Below are 18206 nucleotides of genomic sequence, written 5' to 3'. Positions count from 1 at the left end.
CCTAGCGCCCCACCGCCACATCGGGGTGTTTGGTCACGTGTCCTGCAGGTCGTTGTCGATCAGGCCGAAGATCTCGTCGTCCGTGGCCGCGCTGAGGTCGAGGGCTTCCTCGGTGCCGGCCGGGTCCGGGACGGCGGTCAGCTCCGACGTGAGGCTGCGGAGCCGGTCGGCCAGCCGGTCGCGGGCTTCGCCGGAGACGGCCGACAGCAGCGACTCGAGCCGGTCGAGCAGCGCGAGCGGCGACTCCGCCGGGGACGCCGGGCCGAGTTCGGTCCGCAGGTACGCCGCCAGCGCCGCGGGGGTCGGGTGGTCGAACAGCAGCGTCGGCGGCAGGTGCAGCCCGGTCACCGCGTTGAGGCGGTTGCGCAGCTCGACCGCGGTCAGCGAGTCGAAACCGAGGGTGAGGAATCCGCGGTCCGGCCCGATCGCGGCCTGGCCGGCGTGGCCGAGCACGGCGGCCGCGGTGGCGCCGACCAGGTCCAGCACGAGACGCTCGCGCTGCGCCTCGGGGGCCTGCGCGAACTGCCGCGCGAAGCCGCCCGCGTGGCCGTTCTCCTCGGTCCGCGCCGCGGCCGGCTTGGGGGCGCGGACCAGGCCGCGCAGCAGCGGCGGTAGCCCGCCCTCGGCGGCCCGCTCGCGCAGGACCGCCCGGTCGAGGCCGGCGGGCAGGAGCAGCGGCGAGCCCAGGGTCAGGGCCTCGTCGAAGAGGGTGAGTGCTTCTTCGGTGCTCAGCGGGGTGATGCCGGTGTGGCGGAGCCGGTGGTGGGCGGTGTGGTCGAGGTCGCCGGTCATGCCGGTGGCGTCTTCCCAGAGTCCCCAGGCCAGGGAGACGGCGGGTTGTCCGTGGTGGTGGCGATGGTGGGCCAGGGCGTCGAGGAAGGTGTTGGCGGCGGCGTAGGCGCTTTGCCCGGCGTTGCCGATGGTGCCCGCGAGGGAGGAGAACAGGACGAACGCGTCGAGGTTTCCGGTGAGTTCGTGGAGGTTCCAGGCGGCGTCGATCTTGGGCCGCAGGACGGTGTCGAGTTGCTGTGGTGTGAGGTTTTCCAGGGTGGCGTCGTCGAGGACGCCGGCGGCGTGGATGACGGCCGTGAGCGGGGGCTCGAGCTGCTTCAGGAGGGCGGCGAGGCTGTCGCGGTCGGCGGCGTCGCAGGCGACGATGTCGACGTCGGCGCCCAGCGCGGTGAGTTCGTCCCGCAGGTCGGGGCCGTCGGGTCCGCGCCGGCTGATGAGGGTGAGGTGGCGGGCCCCGTGGTGGGTGACGAGGTGGCGGGCGACGTGGGCGCCGAGGGTGCCGGTGCCGCCCGTGATGAGTACGGTGCCGCCGGGGTCGAGGGTGGTGTCGCCGGGCGGGGGAGCGGGCGCGAACCGGGGGAGGTACGCGATTCCGCCGCGGAGGGCCAATTGGGGTTCGCCGGTGGCGACGGCGGCCGGGATCGCCTGTCGCGACGCGGGGTCGTCGTCGGTGTCGACGAGCACGATCCGGTCCGGGTGTTCGGTCTGGGCGGTGCGGACCAGGCCCCAGACCGGCGCCGCGGTGAGATCGACGTCCTCATCGCCGACGGCCGTCGCGCCGCGGGTCACCACGACCAACCGGCGGTCGTTCCCGGCCGTCGCCAGCCAGGTCCGGAGGTGTGAAAGTACATTGTGGACGGTCTCGTGCGCGCCGGTGACGACGTCCCCGGCCGCCGGTTCGACGAAGTGGACGTCGGTTCCACCGCCGCCGGTCTCCGGACCGTCGAGGCCGATCGGCGTCCAGTCGAGCCGGAACAGCGACCGGCTCGGCCGGGGCGCGAGGCTTCCGGAGATCTCGCGGGTGAGCAACGACCCGACGGTCACCACCGGACGGCCCGCGGCGTCCACCGCGAGCAGCGACGCGGTGTCCGGCCGCGACCGGGCGAGGTGGACCCGCAGTGCCGTGGCGCCGGTGGCGTGCACGGTGACCCCGGACCACGTGAACGGCAGCCGTGCCGGCCGGTCGTCGTCCTGGACCAGCAGGATCGGGTGCAACGCGGCGTCCAGGAGGGCGGGGTGGACACCGTACCCGGCCGCGTCGGCGCCCGGCGGAAGCTCGACCTCGGCGTAGAGGTCGTCGCCGTCGCGCCACGCGGCGACGAGGCCCTGGAACACCGGGCCGTAGTGGTAACCGCGCTCGCCGGCCCGTTCGTAGAACGACGTCGTGTCGATCGGCTCGGCGCCGGCCGGGGGCCAGGGGAGGGCGTCGGCCGGCGCCGGGGCCCGGTCGGGGGTGAGCCGGCCCCCGGCGTGACGGGTCCACGCGCCCGCCGGCTCGTCGGGCCGGGAGTGGATCGCCACCGGCCGGAACCCGGTGCCGTCCGCGGCTCCGACGGTGATCTGGAGGTGGACACCGCCCCGCTCCGGGAAGACGAGCGGTGTCTCGATGGTGAGTTCGTCGAGGTGGCCGCAGCCGAGGTGGTCGCCGGCGTGGATGGCGAGTTCGACGAAGGCGGTGCCGGGCAGCAGGACGGTGTCGCCGACGGCGTGATCGGCGAGCCACGGGTGGGTGGTGAGGGACACGACGCCGGTGGCGACGAGGCCGTCGCTGTCGGCGAGTTCGACGATCGACGCCAGCAGGGGGTGCTCGGTGAGCGCCTGCCCGAGCAGTGCCGGGTCCCCGGCGGACGCGGGAGCGTCGAGCCAGTAGCGCCGGTGCTGGAAGGGATAGGTGGGCAGATCGACGTGCCGCCCGCCGCGGAGGAGGGCGTCCCAGTCGACGTGGGCGCCGTGGACGTGGGCTTCGGCGGCGGAGGTGAGCATCCGTTGCCAGGAACCGTCGTCACGGCGGAGAGTGCCGATGGCCGTGCCCTGCTCGATGCTCATGGTGAGTACCGGGTGGGCGCTGGTTTCGATGAACAGCGCGTGCCCGTCCTCGGCGAGCCTCTCGGCGGTCTGTCCGAAGCGGACGGTCTGACGGAGGTTGCGGAACCAGTACCCCGCGTCGAGTGCGGCGGTGTCGATCGGCGCTCCCTCCACTGTGGAGTAGAACGCGATCTCCGAAGTCTTCGGTTCGATTCCTGCGAGAAGTTCGAGGAGTTCGTCGTGGAGGCTGTCGATGTGGGCGGAGTGTGAGGCGTAGTCGACGGGGACCATGCGAGCCCGGGTTCCGTTGGTTTCGGAGGCGTCGACCAGCTTCTGCAGGGCGTCGCGATCACCGGAAATGACGGTGGCGTTGGGGCCGTTGATCGCGGCGATCTCGACACCGTCGGGTAGTTCCAGACTGTCAGCAGGCGCGGCGATGGACGCCATCCCACCGTTGCCACCCATCGCCCTGATCGCCTTACTCCGCAACGCCACGACCTTCGCCGAGTCCTCCAGGGTGAGCGCTCCGGCGATGTAGGCCGCGGCGATTTCACCCTGAGAGTGCCCGACCACTGCGTCGGGGACGACACCGAGGGATCGCCAGAGAGTGGCCAGGCTGATCATGACCGCCCAGAGTGCGGGCTGGACCACGTCGACCCGGTCGAACCCGGGTGCGCCTTCGGTACCCCGCAGCACCTCTGTCAGGGGCCAGTCGGTGTGGGGCGTGAGAGCGTCCGCGCAGGCCTGGATCTGGTCGGCGAACACCGGGCTGGTGTCCATCAGTTCGACGGCCATCCCGGTCCATTGGGAACCCTGCCCGGGGAACACGAACACCGTCTTGCCCGGGACCACACTGCCGTGCACCACGTGAGCCGCCGGGGTGCCGGCGGCCAGGGCGGAGGCTCCAGCCAGCAGGTCGTCGCGGTCGCGGCCGAGAACGACCGCGCGGTGTTCGAAACCGGCGCGTGCGGCCAGGGTCCGGCCGACGTCCAGGGGGTCGAGGTCGGCGGTCTCGCGCAGCTGCTGCGCCTGGGCGAGGAGCGCGTCGGCGGTCTTGCCGGACAGCACCCACGGCACCACGTCAACCGGAGACGACGGCTCGGGCTCCGGCGCGACCGGCGGTTGCTCGATGATGACGTGCGCGTTGGTGCCGCTCACCCCGAACGACGACACTCCAGCCCGGCGCGGCCGTTCCGAGCTGTCCCACGGATGTGCCTCGGTCAGCAGTTCGACGGCACCGGACTCCCAGTCCACATGGGACGAAGGCTTGTCCACGTGCAACGTCCGCGGCAGCTGCCCGTTTCGTATGGCTTCGACCATTTTGATGACTCCGGCGACGCCGGCGGCGGCTTGGGTGTGGCCGATGTTGGACTTGATCGATCCGAGCCACAGTGGACGGTCGCGGTCCTGGCCGTAAGTGGCGAGCAGCGCTTGGGCTTCGATGGGGTCACCCAAGGTCGTGCCGGTGCCGTGGGCTTCCACGACATCGACGTCAGCTGGGGAAAGCCGGGCGTTGGCGAGGGCCTGCCGGATCACTCGTTCCTGGGACGGGCCGTTGGGGGCGGTGAGGCCGTTGGAGGCACCGTCTTGGTTGACGGCGCTGCCGCGGATGACGGCGAGGATCCGGTGTCCGTTGCGTTGGGCGTCGGAGAGGCGTTCGACCAAGAGCAGGCCGGCGCCTTCGCCCCAGCCGGTGCCGTCGGCTGCGTCGGCGAAGGGCTTGCAGCGACCGTCGGCGGACAGGCCGCGTTGGCGGCTGAAGCCGACGAACGTGCTCGGCGTGGCCATCACCGTGACGCCGCCGGCCAGGGCCAGGGAGCATTCGCCGGTGCGCAGGGCCTGCGCGGCCAGGTGCAGTGCCACCAGCGAGGAGGAGCACGCCGTGTCGACGGTGACGGCGGGGCCTTCGAGCCCGAAGGTGTAGGCCAGCCGGCCCGACGCGACACTTCCCGCGCTGCTGGTCGCGTAGTACGACTCGATGTCCTCGGGAATCCGGCCCGGCCCGAACCGCGTGCCGTAGTCGTCGTACATGACCCCGGCGAACACGCCGGTGTCGCTGCCACGCAGGGAACCCGGGTCGATCCCGGCTCGTTCGAACGTCTCCCAGGCCGTCTCCAGTAGCAGCCGCTGCTGCGGGTCGGTCGCGGCGGCCTCGCGCGGCGAGATCCCGAAGAAGCCCGGGTCGAAATCGCTGGCGTCGTAGAGGAAACCGCCTTCGCGGGTGTAGCAGGTCCCGATGCGGCCGGGGTCCGGGTCGTACAGGGCGGCCAGGTCCCAGCCGCGGTCGGCCGGGAACGGGCCGATGGCGTCACCGCCTTCGGCGACCAGCCGCCACAGCTGCTCGGGGGAGGACACGCCGCCGGGGAACCGGCAGGCCATGCCCACGATCGCCACCGGCTCGTCCGCTTCCGCCGTGGACGTCACGGCGCGCACGACCGGGCCGGTGCCGAGGACCCGGTGGCGCAGGTGCCGGGCCAGGGCGGTGGGAGTCGGGTGGTCGAACACGAGCGTCGCGGGCAGGCGGACGCCGGTCGCGGTGCTCAGCCGGTTGCGCAGCTCCACCGCGGTCAGGGACTCGAAGCCGAGGTCCTTGAACGCGTGGTCCACGCCGACCGCGGCCGCCGTCTCGTAGCCGAGCACGGCCGCCACCTGGACGCGCACCAGCTCGAGCAGGACGCTCTCCTGCTCGGCCTCGGGCATTCCGGCGAGCCGGCCCACCGGCCCCCGGGACGCGGTGTCCGAACTGTCCACAGTGGCCGGACGACGGAGGGTGCCGCGCACCAGGTTCCGCAGCAGTGGCGGGAGATCTCCGGCGACGGCACGGTCCCGCAGCGCGGCCCGGTCGAGCCGGGCCGGCACCAGCAACGCTTCGCTGGATCCGCAGGCGGTGTCGAAGAGTGTGAGGCCTTCTTCGGTGGTGATGGGGGTGATGCCGTTGTGGTGGAGTCGGTGGTGGGCGGTGTTGTCGAGGTGGCCGGTCATGCCGGTGGCGTCTTGCCAGAGTCCCCAGGCGAGGGAGACGGCGGGTTGTCCTTGGGTGTGGCGGTGGTGGGCGAGGGCGTCGAGGTAGGTGTTGGCGGCGGCGTAGTTGGCTTGTCCGGGTGTGCCGAGGGTGCCGGCGAGGGAGGAGAACAGCACGAACGCGTCGAGGTTGTGGGTGAGTTCGTGGAGGTTCCGGGCGGCGTCGATTTTGGGTCGTAGGACCGTATCCAGTTGTTGTGGGGTGAGGGTTTCCACCACCGCGTCGTCGAGGACGCCGGCGGCGTGAATCACCGCGGTCAGCGGGGGTTCGATCCTGTTGAGGAGGGTGGTGAGGTCGTCGCGGTCGGCGGCGTCGCAGGCGACGATGTCGACGTGAGCACCCAGCTCGGTGAGTTCCCGGTGGAGCTCGAAAGCACCGGGGGCGTGGGGGCCGCGTCGGCTGGTCAGTACCAGGTGCCGGATGTGGTGGTGGGTGGTGAGGTGGCGGGCGATGGTGGTGGCGAGGGTGCCGGTGCCGCCGGTGATGAGGACGGTCCCGTCGGGGTTGAAGGTGGCGGGTTGGGTGGTGGTGGGGGTGAGTCGGGGTGTGTAGATGTGGCCGTCGCGGATGGCGAGTTGGGGTTCGCCGGTGGCGACGGCGGCCGGGATCGCCCGGGCCGAGGCGGGGTTGTTGTCGAGGTCGATGAGGATGATCCGGTCGGGGTGTTCACTCTGGGCGCTGCGGATGAGGCCCCAGACCGGTGCTGCGGTGAGGTCGAGGGTGTCGTGGGGTTGTGTGGCGATGGCGTTGTGGGTGGTGATGAGGAGGGTGTTGTCGTTGTGGGTGAGGTGGTGTTGGAGGTGGTGGAGGGTGTCGTGCACGGTTTCGGTGGGGCTGTGGTGGCTGGGTTCGATGTGCAGGGTTGTGTAGTCGGTGGTGTGGTGGCCGGGGGTGGCGGGGATCCACTCCACCCGGAACAGCAAGCCCGCGGTCGCCGGAGCGAGCTGCTCGGCGGCGACCGGCCGGGTGATCAGGGACGCCACCGTGATCACCGGGGTGCCCGCGCCGTCCGTCGCGACGAGCGAAACGCGGTCTTCGCCGCCGACGGTCAGCCGGACGTGCAGTTCGGTGGCGTCGGTGGCGTGCAGCGTGACGCCGGTCCAGGAGAACGGCAACCGGACGCCGTCCGCCTCCGACGCGAGCAGCATGGCGTGCAGCGCCGCGTCCAGCAGGGCCGGGTGGATGCCGAACCCGGTGACGTCGGTGCCGCCGGGAAGCTCGACCCGGGCGTAGCGGTCGTCGCCGTGGCGCCAGGCCGCGGTGAGCCCCTGGAAGCGCGGGCCGTAGGCGTAGCCGGCGTCGTGCAGCCGTTCGTAGCCGACGTCGATCGGCGTGGCTCCGGCGGGCGGCCGGGTGACGCCCGGGTCCGGAACGGGGCCGTCCGGCGTGAGGACGCCGGTGGCGTGCCGGGTCCAGCTCGCGTCGTCGGCACCGGGCCGCGCGTGGATTTCGACCGGCCGGTGGCCGTGCTCGGTGCCGGCGCCGACGCGGACCTGGATCCGCACCTCGCTCTGCCCGGTGAGCACGAGCGGCCGCTCGATCGTGAGTTCGTCGAGGTGACCGCATCCCATGCCGTCGCCGGCCCGGATGGCCAGGTCCACGAACGCGGTGCCGGGCAGCAGCACGGTGTCGCCCACGGCGTGGTCGGCGAGCCACGGATGCGTGGCCAGGGACAACTTGCCGGTGTACAGCGCGCCCTCCCCGTCGGCCAGCTCCACCCCGGCGGGCACCAGCGGGTGCCCGGTGGCGATCAGGCCGAGCCCGGCCGGATCGTCGGCGAACGCCGGGTCGTCGAGCCAGTACTTCCGGCGTTGGAACGGGTAGGTGGGCAGGTCGACGTGCTGCCCGCCGTCGAGGACGTCCTCCCAGCGCACCGGCGCGCCGTGGACGTATGCCTCCGCGGCGGAGGTCAGCATGCGCAGCCAGGAACCGTCATCACGGCGGAGAGTGCCGATGGCGGTGCCGTGCTCGATACCCATGGTCAGGACCGGGTGCGCACTCACCTCGATGAACAGCGAATGTCCCTCTTCGGCCAGCTTCTCGACTGTATGTCCGAAAAGGACAGTCTGGCGGAGGTTGCGGAACCAGTATCCGGCGTCGAGTGCTGCGGTGTCGATCGGCGCTCCCTCCACTGTGGAGTAGAACGCGATCTCCGAAGTCTTCGGTTCGATTCCTGCGAGAAGCCCGAGGAGTTCGTCGTGGAGCCTGTCGATGTGCGCCGAATGTGAGGCGTAGTCGACCGGGACCATCCGGGCCCGGGTTCCCTTGGCCTCGGAGGCGTCGACCAGCTTCTGCAAGGCGTCGCGGTCGCCGGAGATGACGGTGGTGGTGGGTCCGTTGATCGCGGCGATCTCGACACCCTCAGGCAGAGTGAGGCTGTCGGCGGGGGCGGCGATGGAGGCCATGCCGCCGTTGCCACCCATGGCCCGGATTGCCTTGCTCCGCAAGGCGACGACCTTTGCTGAGTCCTCCAGCGACAACGCTCCCGCAATGTAGGCCGCGGCGATCTCACCCTGCGAATGACCCACCACGGCGTCGGGGGTGACTCCGAGGGATTGCCAGAGGGTGGCCAGGCTGATCATGACCGCCCACAGCGCGGGCTGGACCACGTCGACCCGGTCGAAGCCAGGCGCACCTTCGGTACCCCGTAGGACGTCGGTCAACGACCAGTCGATGTGGGGGGCGAGGGCATCGCCGCAAGCCTGGATCTGGTCGGCGAACACGGGACTGCTGTCCAGCAATCCGACGGCCATCCCGGCCCATTGGGAGCCTTGGCCGGGGAATACGAACACCGTCTTGCCCGGGACCACACCGCCCTGTACCACCTGGGGTGCGGGCATTCCGGTGGCGAGGGCGGAGAGTCCGTCGCGGAGTTCGGCGGCGTCGCGGCCGAGCACCACCGCCCGCTGCTCGAAACCGGCGCGAGACGCCAGTGACCAGCCCACGTCCACCGGCTCCAGCTCCCCGGCCGCCGGCCGCAGCCGTTCCGCCTGGGCGGCCACGGCCTCGAAGGTTTTCGCCGACACCACCCACGGCACCACCCCGGCCGGGCGTACCCGTTCGGATTCCGGTGCGGCCGGCGGCTGTTCCAGGATGACGTGCGCGTTGGTCCCGCTGACCCCGAACGCCGACACCGCCGCCCGCCGCGGCCGCACCGAGCTGTCCCACGGCTGTGCTTCGGTCAGCAGTTCGACGGACCCGGATGTCCAGTCCACATGGGACGAAGGTCGGTCCACATGCAACGTCCGCGGCAGCTGCCCGTGCTGCATCGCTTCGACCATCTTGATGACTCCGGCGACACCAGCAGCAGCCTGAGTGTGGCCGATGTTGGACTTCACCGATCCGAGCCACAGTGGACGGTCGCGGTCCTGACCGTAGGTCGCAAGCAGGGCTTGGGCCTCGATGGGATCACCCAAGGTCGTGCCGGTGCCGTGGGCCTCCACGACATCGACGTCAGCTGGGGAAAGCCGGGCGTTGGCGAGAGCTTGGCGGATCACTCGCTCCTGCGACGGGCCGTTCGGCGCCGTGAGACCGTTGGAGGCACCGTCCTGGTTGACGGCGCTCCCGCGCACCACGGCGAGGATCCGGTGGCCGTTGCGCTGGGCGTCGGAGAGGCGTTCGACCAGCAGGAGGCCGACGCCCTCGCCCCAGCCGGTGCCGTCGGCGGCGTCGGCGAAGGGCTTGCAGCGGCCGTCGGCGGACAGCCCCCGCTGGCGGCTGAACTCGACGAACGTGCCGGGCGTGGCCATCACCGTGACGCCGCCGGCCAGGGCCAGCGTGCATTCGCCGGTGCGCAGGGCCTGGGCGGCCAGGTGCAGCGCCACCAGCGACGACGAACACGCTGTGTCCACGGTGACGGCGGGCCCCTCCAGGCCGAAGGTGTAGGCGACGCGGCCGGACGCCACGCTGGACGTGCTGCCCGTGAGCAGCTGGCCCTCGAACTCGGCGGGGGAGCGGCGCAGCCGGGTGGCGTAGTCGTCGTACATCACGCCGGTGAACACACCGGTCCGGCTGCCGCGCAGCGCCTCCGGGTCGAGCCCGGCGCGCTCGAACGCCTCCCACGCCGTCTCCAGCAGCAACCGCTGCTGCGGGTCGGTCGCGGTGGCCTCGCGCGGGCTGATCCCGAAGAACCCCGGGTCGAACGCGGCGGCGTCGTGCAGGAAACCGCCGTGGCGCGTGTAGGCGGTACCCGGATGGGCCGGGTCCGGGTCGTAGAGCGCGGCCAGGTCCCAGCCGCGGTCGTCCGGGAAGGCGGAGATCGCGTCGGTCTCCCCGGCGACCAGCCGCCACAGGTCTTCCGGGGACGCCACCCCGCCCGGGTAGCGGCAGGCCATGGCGACGATCGCGATCGGCTCGTCCGACGCGGCCGCCGCGGTGGCGGCCGCCACCGGAGCGCGGACCCCGGCCGCCTCGGCGAGCAGGTGGTCGACGAGCCGGGGCGGCGTCGGGTGGTTGAAGATCAGCGTCGGGGACAGCCGGAGCCCGGTCGCCGCGCCGAGCCGGTTGCGGAACTCCACGGCGGTCAGCGAATCGAACCCCAGCTCCTGGAACGCCCGGTCGCCGCCGGCCGCGGCGGGATCCGCGTGCCCGAGCACGGCCGCGATGGTGACCCGCACCAGCTCCTCGGCCACCGCGCGCCGCTCTTCCGCCGGCAGGCCGGCGAGGCGGCGGACCCACGGCGACCCGGTGCCGCCCACCGCGCCGGCCTGCCGCCGGGTCCGCGCCCGGACCAGGCCACGCAGCACCGGCGGCAAGTCGCCCTGCCCGGCGCGGTCGCGCAGCACGGCCCGGTCGAGGTTAACGGGCACGACGAGTGCCTCGCCCCCGGCCCGGGCGGCGTCGAGGAGGGCCATGCCGGTGCCGGCCGGCAGGGCGGTCATGCCGGTACGCCGCATGCGGGCGCGGTCGGCGTCGGCGAGGTGGCCCGTCATGCCGGTGGCGTCGGCCCACAGACCCCAGGCGAGGGAGACGGCGGGCAGGCCCCGGGTGTGGCGGTGGTGGGCGAGGGCGTCGAGGAAGGTGTTGGCGGCCGCGTAGTTCGCCTGCCCCGCGCCGCCCACCGTACCGATCACCGAGGAGAACAGCACGAACGCGTCGAGGTCGCCGGTGAGTTCGTGCAGGTTCCAGGCGGCGTCCACCTTGGGCCGCAGCACGTTCTCCACCTGCTCCGGGGTGAGCGACCGCAGCGTGGCGTCGTCGAGCACGCCGGCGGTGTGGATCACGGCGGTGAGCGCGGGTTCGACGCTCTCGAGAACGGCGGCGAGGTCGTCGCGGTCGGCGACGTCGCAGGCGACGACGCGTACCCGGGCGCCCAGCTCGGTCAGCTCGTCCCGGAGGGCGGCGGCACCGGGGGCGTCGAGACCGCGGCGGCTGGTCAGCAGCAGGTGCCGGACCCCGTGCCGGGTGACGAGGTGGCGGGCGGTGAGGCGGCCGAGGGTGCCGGTGCCCCCGGTGATCAGCACGGTCCCGTCGGTGCGCCACCCCGCGGTTCCCGGCCCGGACCGGGTGGCCGGGACGAGCCGCGGGACGTGCGCGACCCCGCCGCGCAGCGCGAGCTGCGGTTCACCGGTGGCGACGGCGGCCGGGACGGCGCGGATCGAATCCGGGTCGTCGTCGGTGTCGACGAGCACGATCCGGTCCGGGTACTCGGTCTGCGCCGTGCGGACCAGGCCCCACACCGGGGCCGCGGCGAGGTCCACCGGGTCGGTGCCGGACACCGGGACGGCGTTGCGGGTGACGAGCGCGATCCGCTCGCCCGCGGCGCTTTCGCCGGCCAGCAGGTCCTGGAGCCGGCGCAGCGTGCTCAGCGTCGTCGCGTGCGCGGCGGCGACGGTGCCGCCGGGCTCCGCGCCGAGGACGACGGTGGACGTGCCGGTGTCCGGCTCTTCGGGCAGCTCGATCCGCTGCCACCGCACGTGGAACAGGGAGTCGGCGCCGGCGGCGCTCAGCTGGTCACGCGACACCGGCCGCAGCGCCAGGTGCTCGACGTCGGCCACCGGCGCACCGGCGGCGTCGACGATCGACAGCGTCGCTTCGTCCTTATCGGACAGTCCGATGTGGACCAGAAGTTCGGTGGCGCCGGTGGCGTGCAGGGTGACGCCGGACCACGAGAACGGCAGCCGGACGTCGTCCTGCCCGGCGGCGAGCAGGAGCGCGTGGAGTGTGGCGTCGAGCAGAGCGGGGTGGAGACCGAAGCCGGCGACGTCGGCGCCGCCGGGCAGTTCGACGCGGCCGTAGATCCCGCCGTCGTGGCGCCAGGCCGCGGTGAGGCCGCGGAACACGGGACCGTAGTGGTAGCCGAGGTCGTGCAGCCGCCCGTAGTCGACGTCCAGCGCTACCGCCCCGGCGGGCGGCCAGGTCACCGGCGCCCGCTCGGGCCGTGGCGTGTCCGGGGTGAGGACGCCGGTGGCGTGCTGGGTCCAGGCCGCGTCCTGGCCGCGGGCGTGGACGGCGACCGGCCGGTGCCCGTGCTCGTCGCCGGCCCCCACGGTGACCTGGAGGTGCACGGCGTGGTCACGGGTCAGGGTGAGCGGGGCGGCCAGGGTGAGTTCGTCGAGGTGGCCGCAGCCGAGGTGGTCGCCGGCGTGGACGGCCAGTTCGACGAAGGCGGTGCCGGGCAGCAGGACGGTGCCCTCGACGGCGTGGTCGGCGAGCCAGGGGTGGCTGGTGAGGGAGAGGGTACCGGTGGCGACGAGGCCGTCGCTGTCGGCGAGTTCGACGATCGACGCCAGCAGCGGGTGGTCGGTGGTGGTCTGACCCAGCCGCCTGGCATCGGTGCTGGTGGCCGGGGCGAGCCAGTACGGCTGACGTTGGAACGGGTAGGTGGGCAGATCGACGTGCCGCCCACCGTGGAGAAGGGCGTCCCAGCGCACCGGAGCCCCCTGGACGTAAGCCTCCGCGGCAGAGGTCAGCATCCGCAGCCAGGAGCCGTCGTCACGGCGCAGTGAGCCGACGGCAGTGCCGTGCTCGATGCCCATGGTCAGTACCGGATGGGCGCTTACCTCGACGAACAACGCATGCCCGTCCTCGGCCAGCTTCCCTGTGGTCTGTCCGAAGAGGACGGTCTGGCGGAGGTTGCGGAACCAGTATCCGGCGTCGAGTGCGGCGGTGTCGATGGGGGCACCCTCGACTGTGGAGTAGAACGCGATTTCCGATGTTCTCGGTGCAATGCCGTCGAGGAGTTCGAGGAGTTCGTCGTGAAGGCTGTCGATGTGCGCCGAGTGTGACGCGTAGTCGACCGGGACCATCCGCGCCCGGATCCCGTTGGTCTTGGAGGTGTCGACCAGCTTTTGGAGGGCGTCGCGGTCGCCGGAGATGACGGTGGTGGTGGGTCCGTTGATCGCGGCGATCTCGACACCGTCGGGCAGTTCCAGACTGTCGGCGGGGGCGGCGATGGAGGCCATGCCGCCGTTGCCGCCCATGGCCCGGATCGCCTTGCTTCGCAGCGCGACGACTTTCGCCGAGTCTTCCAGGGTGAGGGCTCCGGCGATGTAGGCGGCGGCGATTTCACCCTGGGAGTGCCCGACTACCGCGTCGGGTGTGACGCCGAGGGATTGCCAGAGGGTGGCGAGGCTGATCATGACGGCCCACAACGCGGGCTGGACCACGTCGACCCGGTCGAACCCAGGCGCACCTTCGGTACCCCGTAGGACGTCGGTCAACGACCAGTCGGTGTAGGGCGTGAGAGCGTCCGCGCAGGCCTGGATCTGGTCGGCGAACACCGGGCTGGTGTCCATCAGTTCGACGGCCATCCCGGTCCATTGCGAACCCTGCCCGGGGAATACGAACACCGTCTTGCCAGCGACCACGCTGCCCTGTACCACCTGGGGTGCGGGCATGCCGGTGGCCAGCGCGGTGAGACCGTCGGACAAATCGTCGGTGCTCCGGCCGAGCACCACTGCCCGGTGGTCGAACCGCGCCCGGCCGATCAAAGAGCGGCCGACATCCACGAGGTCGAGGTCAGTGGTCTCGCGTAGCTGCTGTGCCTGGGTGAGGAGCGCGTCGGCGGTCTTGGCCGACAGTACCCACGGCACCACGTCGACTGGAGGGGACGGCTCGGGCTCCTCCACGAGCGGCGGTTGCTCGATGATGACGTGCGCGTTGGTGCCGCTGACCCCGAAGGACGACACCCCGGCCCGGCGCGGCCGGTCCGCGTCCCACGGCTGTGCTTCGGTCAGCAGTTCGACGGCACCGGATGTCCAGTCCACATGGGACGACGGTTCGTCCACATGCAACGTCTGCGGCAACTGGCCGTGGCGCATGGCTTCGACCATCTTGATGATCCCGGCGACTCCAGCGGCAGCCTGAGTGTGCCCGATGTTGGACTTGATCGATCCGAGCCACAGTGGACGGTCGCGGTCCTGGCCGTACGTCGCGAGCAACGCCTGGGCTTCGATGGGGTCACCCAAGGTGGTGCCGGTGCCGTGGGCCTCCACGACATCGACGTCGGCGGGCGAAAGCCGGGCATTGGCCAGGGCTTGGCGGATCACGCGCTCCTGCGACGGGCCGTTGGGTGCGGTGAGGCCGTTGGAGGCACCGTCTTGGTTGACGGCGCTGCCGCGGATCACGGCGAGAACCTGGTGCCCGTGGCGCTGGGCGTCCGACAGCCGCTCGACCAGCAGCAGGCCGACGCCCTCAGCCCAGCCGGTGCCGTCGGCGGCGGCCGCGAACGGCTTGCACCGGCCGTCCGGGGACAGCCCTCGCAGCCGGCTGAACTCGACGAACATCCCCGGCGTCGCCATGACCGTGACCCCGCCCGCCAGGGCCAGGCTGCATTCGCCGGTGCGCAGCGCCTGGGCGGCCAGGTGCAGCGCCACCAGCGAGGACGAGCACGCCGTGTCGACGGTGACGGCGGGGCCTTCGAACCCGAAGGTGTAGGCGACCCGGCCGGACGCGACGCTCGTCGTGCTGCCCGTCAGCAGGTAGCCGCCGAGGTCGGCGGTCGGCTCGTGCAGCCGGGGCCCGTAGTCCTGGGGCATCGCGCCGACGAAGACGCCGGTGGCCGTGCCGCGCACCGAATCCGGGTCGATCCCGGCCCGTTCGAACGCTTCCCAGGCCGTCTCCAGCAGCAGCCGCTGCTGGGGGTCGGTCGCGGCGGCTTCGCGCGGTGACATCCCGAAGAACGCCGGGTCGAACGCGTCGGCGTCGTGGAGGAAACCGCCCTGGCGGGCGTAGGACGTGCCCGGGTGGTCCGGATCGGGGTCGTACAGGCCGGCGAGGTCCCAGCCGCGGTTGGCCGGGAACGGCGAGATGGCGTCCACGCCGTCGGCGGCCAGCCGCCACAGGTCTTCCGGGGAGGACACGCCACCGGGGTAGCGGCAGGCCATGGCGACGATCGCGATCGGCTCGTCCGGCGCGGCCGCCGCCGGGGCCGGGGCGCCCGGCAGGCCGCCTTCGCCGGCCAGTTCGGCGAGGAGGTGGCCGACGAGCAGCCGGGGGGTCGGGAAGTTGAAGATCAGCGTGGGGGCCAGCCACAGCCCGGTGGCGCCGTGCAGCCGGTTGCGCAGTTCCACCGCGCTGAGCGAGTCGAAGCCCAGCTCCTTGAACGTCCGGTCGGCCGCGACGGTGTCCGGCGAAGCGTGCCCGAGGACGATCGCGACACTGGTGCGCACGATGTCGAGCAGCACGTCTTCCCGGGCCGCTTCCGGCATTCCGGCGAGCCGGCCGGTCAGGGAATTCTCGGGAGCCTCGGGCTCTTCGACCGGCAGCGGCGCCGCCGTCACCGGTGCGGCGGCCACGGTGTCGAGCCAGTACGGCTTTCGCTGGAAGGGGTAGGTGGGGAGAGCCACCCGGTGGTGTTCGGGGTGCAGGGTGTCCCAGTCGAGAGCGACGCCGTGGGCGTGCACCGTCGCCAACGCCGCCGTGAACGTGTCGGGTTTGTCGGGGCTCAGGACCGCAACCGCGGGAACATCCCCGGCCAGAGCGGTCAACGTCGCCGCCGGACCCAGCTCCAGCAACACCGTGACACCGCGCTCGCGCAAAGTCCTCAGACCGTCGGCGAACCGAACCGTGGCCCGCACATGCTCCACCCAGTAACCCGGATCGGACAACACCCCCGACAGATCACCGGTCACGTTCGACACCACCGGAATCGTCGGCGACCGATACGTGACCGTGTCGGCGACTTCCCGGAACCGGGCCAGCATCGGCTCCATCAACGGCGAATGAAACGCATGCGACACCACCAGCCGCTTGGTCCGCCGGCCCGGGAACCCGGCCGCGACCTCCGCCACCGCCGCCTCCGGACCCGAGATCACCACCGAACCGGGAGCGTTGACCGCCGCCACCGACACCCCCGCCGGCAACACCAGCTCCTCCTCACCGGCCTCGAGCGCGAACATCGCACCACCAGCCGGAAGCGCCTGCATCAACCGGCCCCGCGCCGCCACCAGCCGGCACGCGTCACCCAGATCGAACACCCCACCCAGATACGCCGCGGCGATCTCCCCGACCGAATGCCCGATCAGATAATCCGGAACCACACCGCAATGGGTGACCAACCGGAACAACGCCACTTCCACCGCGAACAACGCCGCCTGCGTCCCCGCCGTCCGATCCAGCAGAACCCGATCACCGAGCACCTCCCGCACCGGCCGTTCCAGCAACGGATCCAGCACCGCACACACCTCGTCGAACGCCGCCGCGAACACCGGCTCCGACTCGTACAACCCGGCACTCATACCGGGATACTGCGAACCCTGACCACTGAACATGAACCCCAGCACCGCACCACCGGCCGGCACCGTCGCGGTGACCACATTCGCCGCCACCCGGCCCTGCGCCACCGCCCGCAGACCCTCCCGCAACGCAGACCCGTCACCAGCACCGTCACCGATCACCACCGCCCGATGCGGCAACGCCGCCCGGGTCATCCCCAACGACCACGCCACCGCACCCGCGTCCGCATCCTCCACCGCACCGGCCACCCGCCCGGCCAGCTCCCGCAACCCCCCACCCGAACCCGCCGACACCGACCACAACACCACACCCGAACCCGACACCGACCCCGGAAGCGCGTCCCTCGGCGGTGCCTCTTCGAGCACGACGTGGCAGTTCGTGCCACCCATGCCGAACGACGACACCCCCGCCAGCAACGGGTGGTCGTCGCCCGGCCACGGGCCGAGGCGGTCGTGCACCCGCAGCGCCAGCTCGTCGAGGGGGATGTCCGGGTTCGGGGTCGCGAAGTTGAGGCTTGCCGGCAGCCTGCGGTGCTTCACCGCCAGCGCCGTCTTCAGCAGCCCGGCGATGCCCGCCGCGCCCTCAAGGTGCCCGATGTTGGTCTTGACCGAACCCACCAGCAGCGGCGCGGTGCGGTCCCGGCCGAGCACGGCGCCGAGCGCCGCCGCCTCGACCGGGTCACCCGCCCGGGTGCCGGTACCGTGCAGCTCGACGTACCGCACGTCCGCGACGTCGACCCCGGCGTGCCGGTACGCCAGCCGCAGCACGGCTTCCTGGGCACGCACGCTCGGGGAGGTGAGGCCGGGGCCGGTGTCGCCGTCGTTGTTCACCGCGCTGCCGCGGATCACGCAGTAGACCGGGTCGCCGTCGGCCACGGCCTGGCGCAGCGGCTTGAGCACGACCACCCCGCCGCCCTCGCCGCGGACGTAGCCGTTGGCGCGCGCGTCGAAGGTGTAGCAGCGGCCGTCGGGGGAGAAGCCGCCGAGCTTCCCGGAGGTGACGGCGCTTTCCGGCACGAGGTTGAGGTTGACGCCGCCGGCCAGCGCCGTCGTGGATTCGCCGCGCCGCAGGCTTTCGCACGCGAGGTGCACCGCGACGAGCGACGACGACTGCGCGGTGTCCACCGCGAGGCTGGGGCCGGTCAGCCCGAGGGTGTAGGACACCCGGTTGGCGATGATGCTGCGGTGCACGCCGGTGATGGTGTGCCGGGTGATGGCTTCGAGCCCGCCGCGGTGCAGCAGCGTCGCGTAGTCGTCCCAGATGGCGCCGACGTACACCCCGGTGCGGCTGCCGCGCAGGTTCGCGACGCCGGCGTCCTCGAGGGCTTCCCAGCACAGCTCCAGCATGAGCCGCTGCTGCGGGTCCATGGCCTTCGCCTCGCGGGGCGAAATCCCGAAGAAGTCCGCGTCGAAACCGCGGACGTGCTCGAAGCCGAGGTAGCCGCCGTACCGGGAGGTCACCTTGCCGGGTGCGGAGACGTCGCCGTCGTAGAGCGCTTCGGCGTCCCACCGCTCGGGCGGGGTCTCGGTGATCGCGCTGGTGCCCTCGACGAGCAACCGCCAGTACGAGCCCGGGTCGGGCGCCTGCGGGAAGCGGCAGGCCATCCCGATGATCGCGATGGCTTCGGCCTCGGTGCTCGCGTCGCTGGTCATTGGTGTCGGCTGGCCCTTCTCGTCGACGGTCCAGGGTG

1 protein-coding gene is annotated in these 18206 nt (G+C 72.1%); it reads right to left on the bottom strand.

Translation table 11 applies throughout. From position 1 onward, the window contains the following. Positions 1–33: 33 nt before the first annotated feature. A complete protein-coding gene (locus tag OHS18_RS08615; RefSeq protein ID WP_328616559.1) occupies positions 34–18168 on the bottom strand; it encodes an SDR family NAD(P)-dependent oxidoreductase in 18135 nt (6044 codons plus the stop codon). Positions 18169–18206: the final 38 nt, after the last annotated feature.

Source organism: Amycolatopsis sp. NBC_00355 (assembly GCF_036104975.1).
In the GTDB taxonomy this organism is placed as follows: Bacteria; Actinomycetota; Actinomycetes; order Mycobacteriales; family Pseudonocardiaceae; genus Amycolatopsis.
The sequence above is the reverse complement of the archived record's forward strand: the minus strand, read 5'-3'. Positions and strand labels throughout refer to the sequence as shown.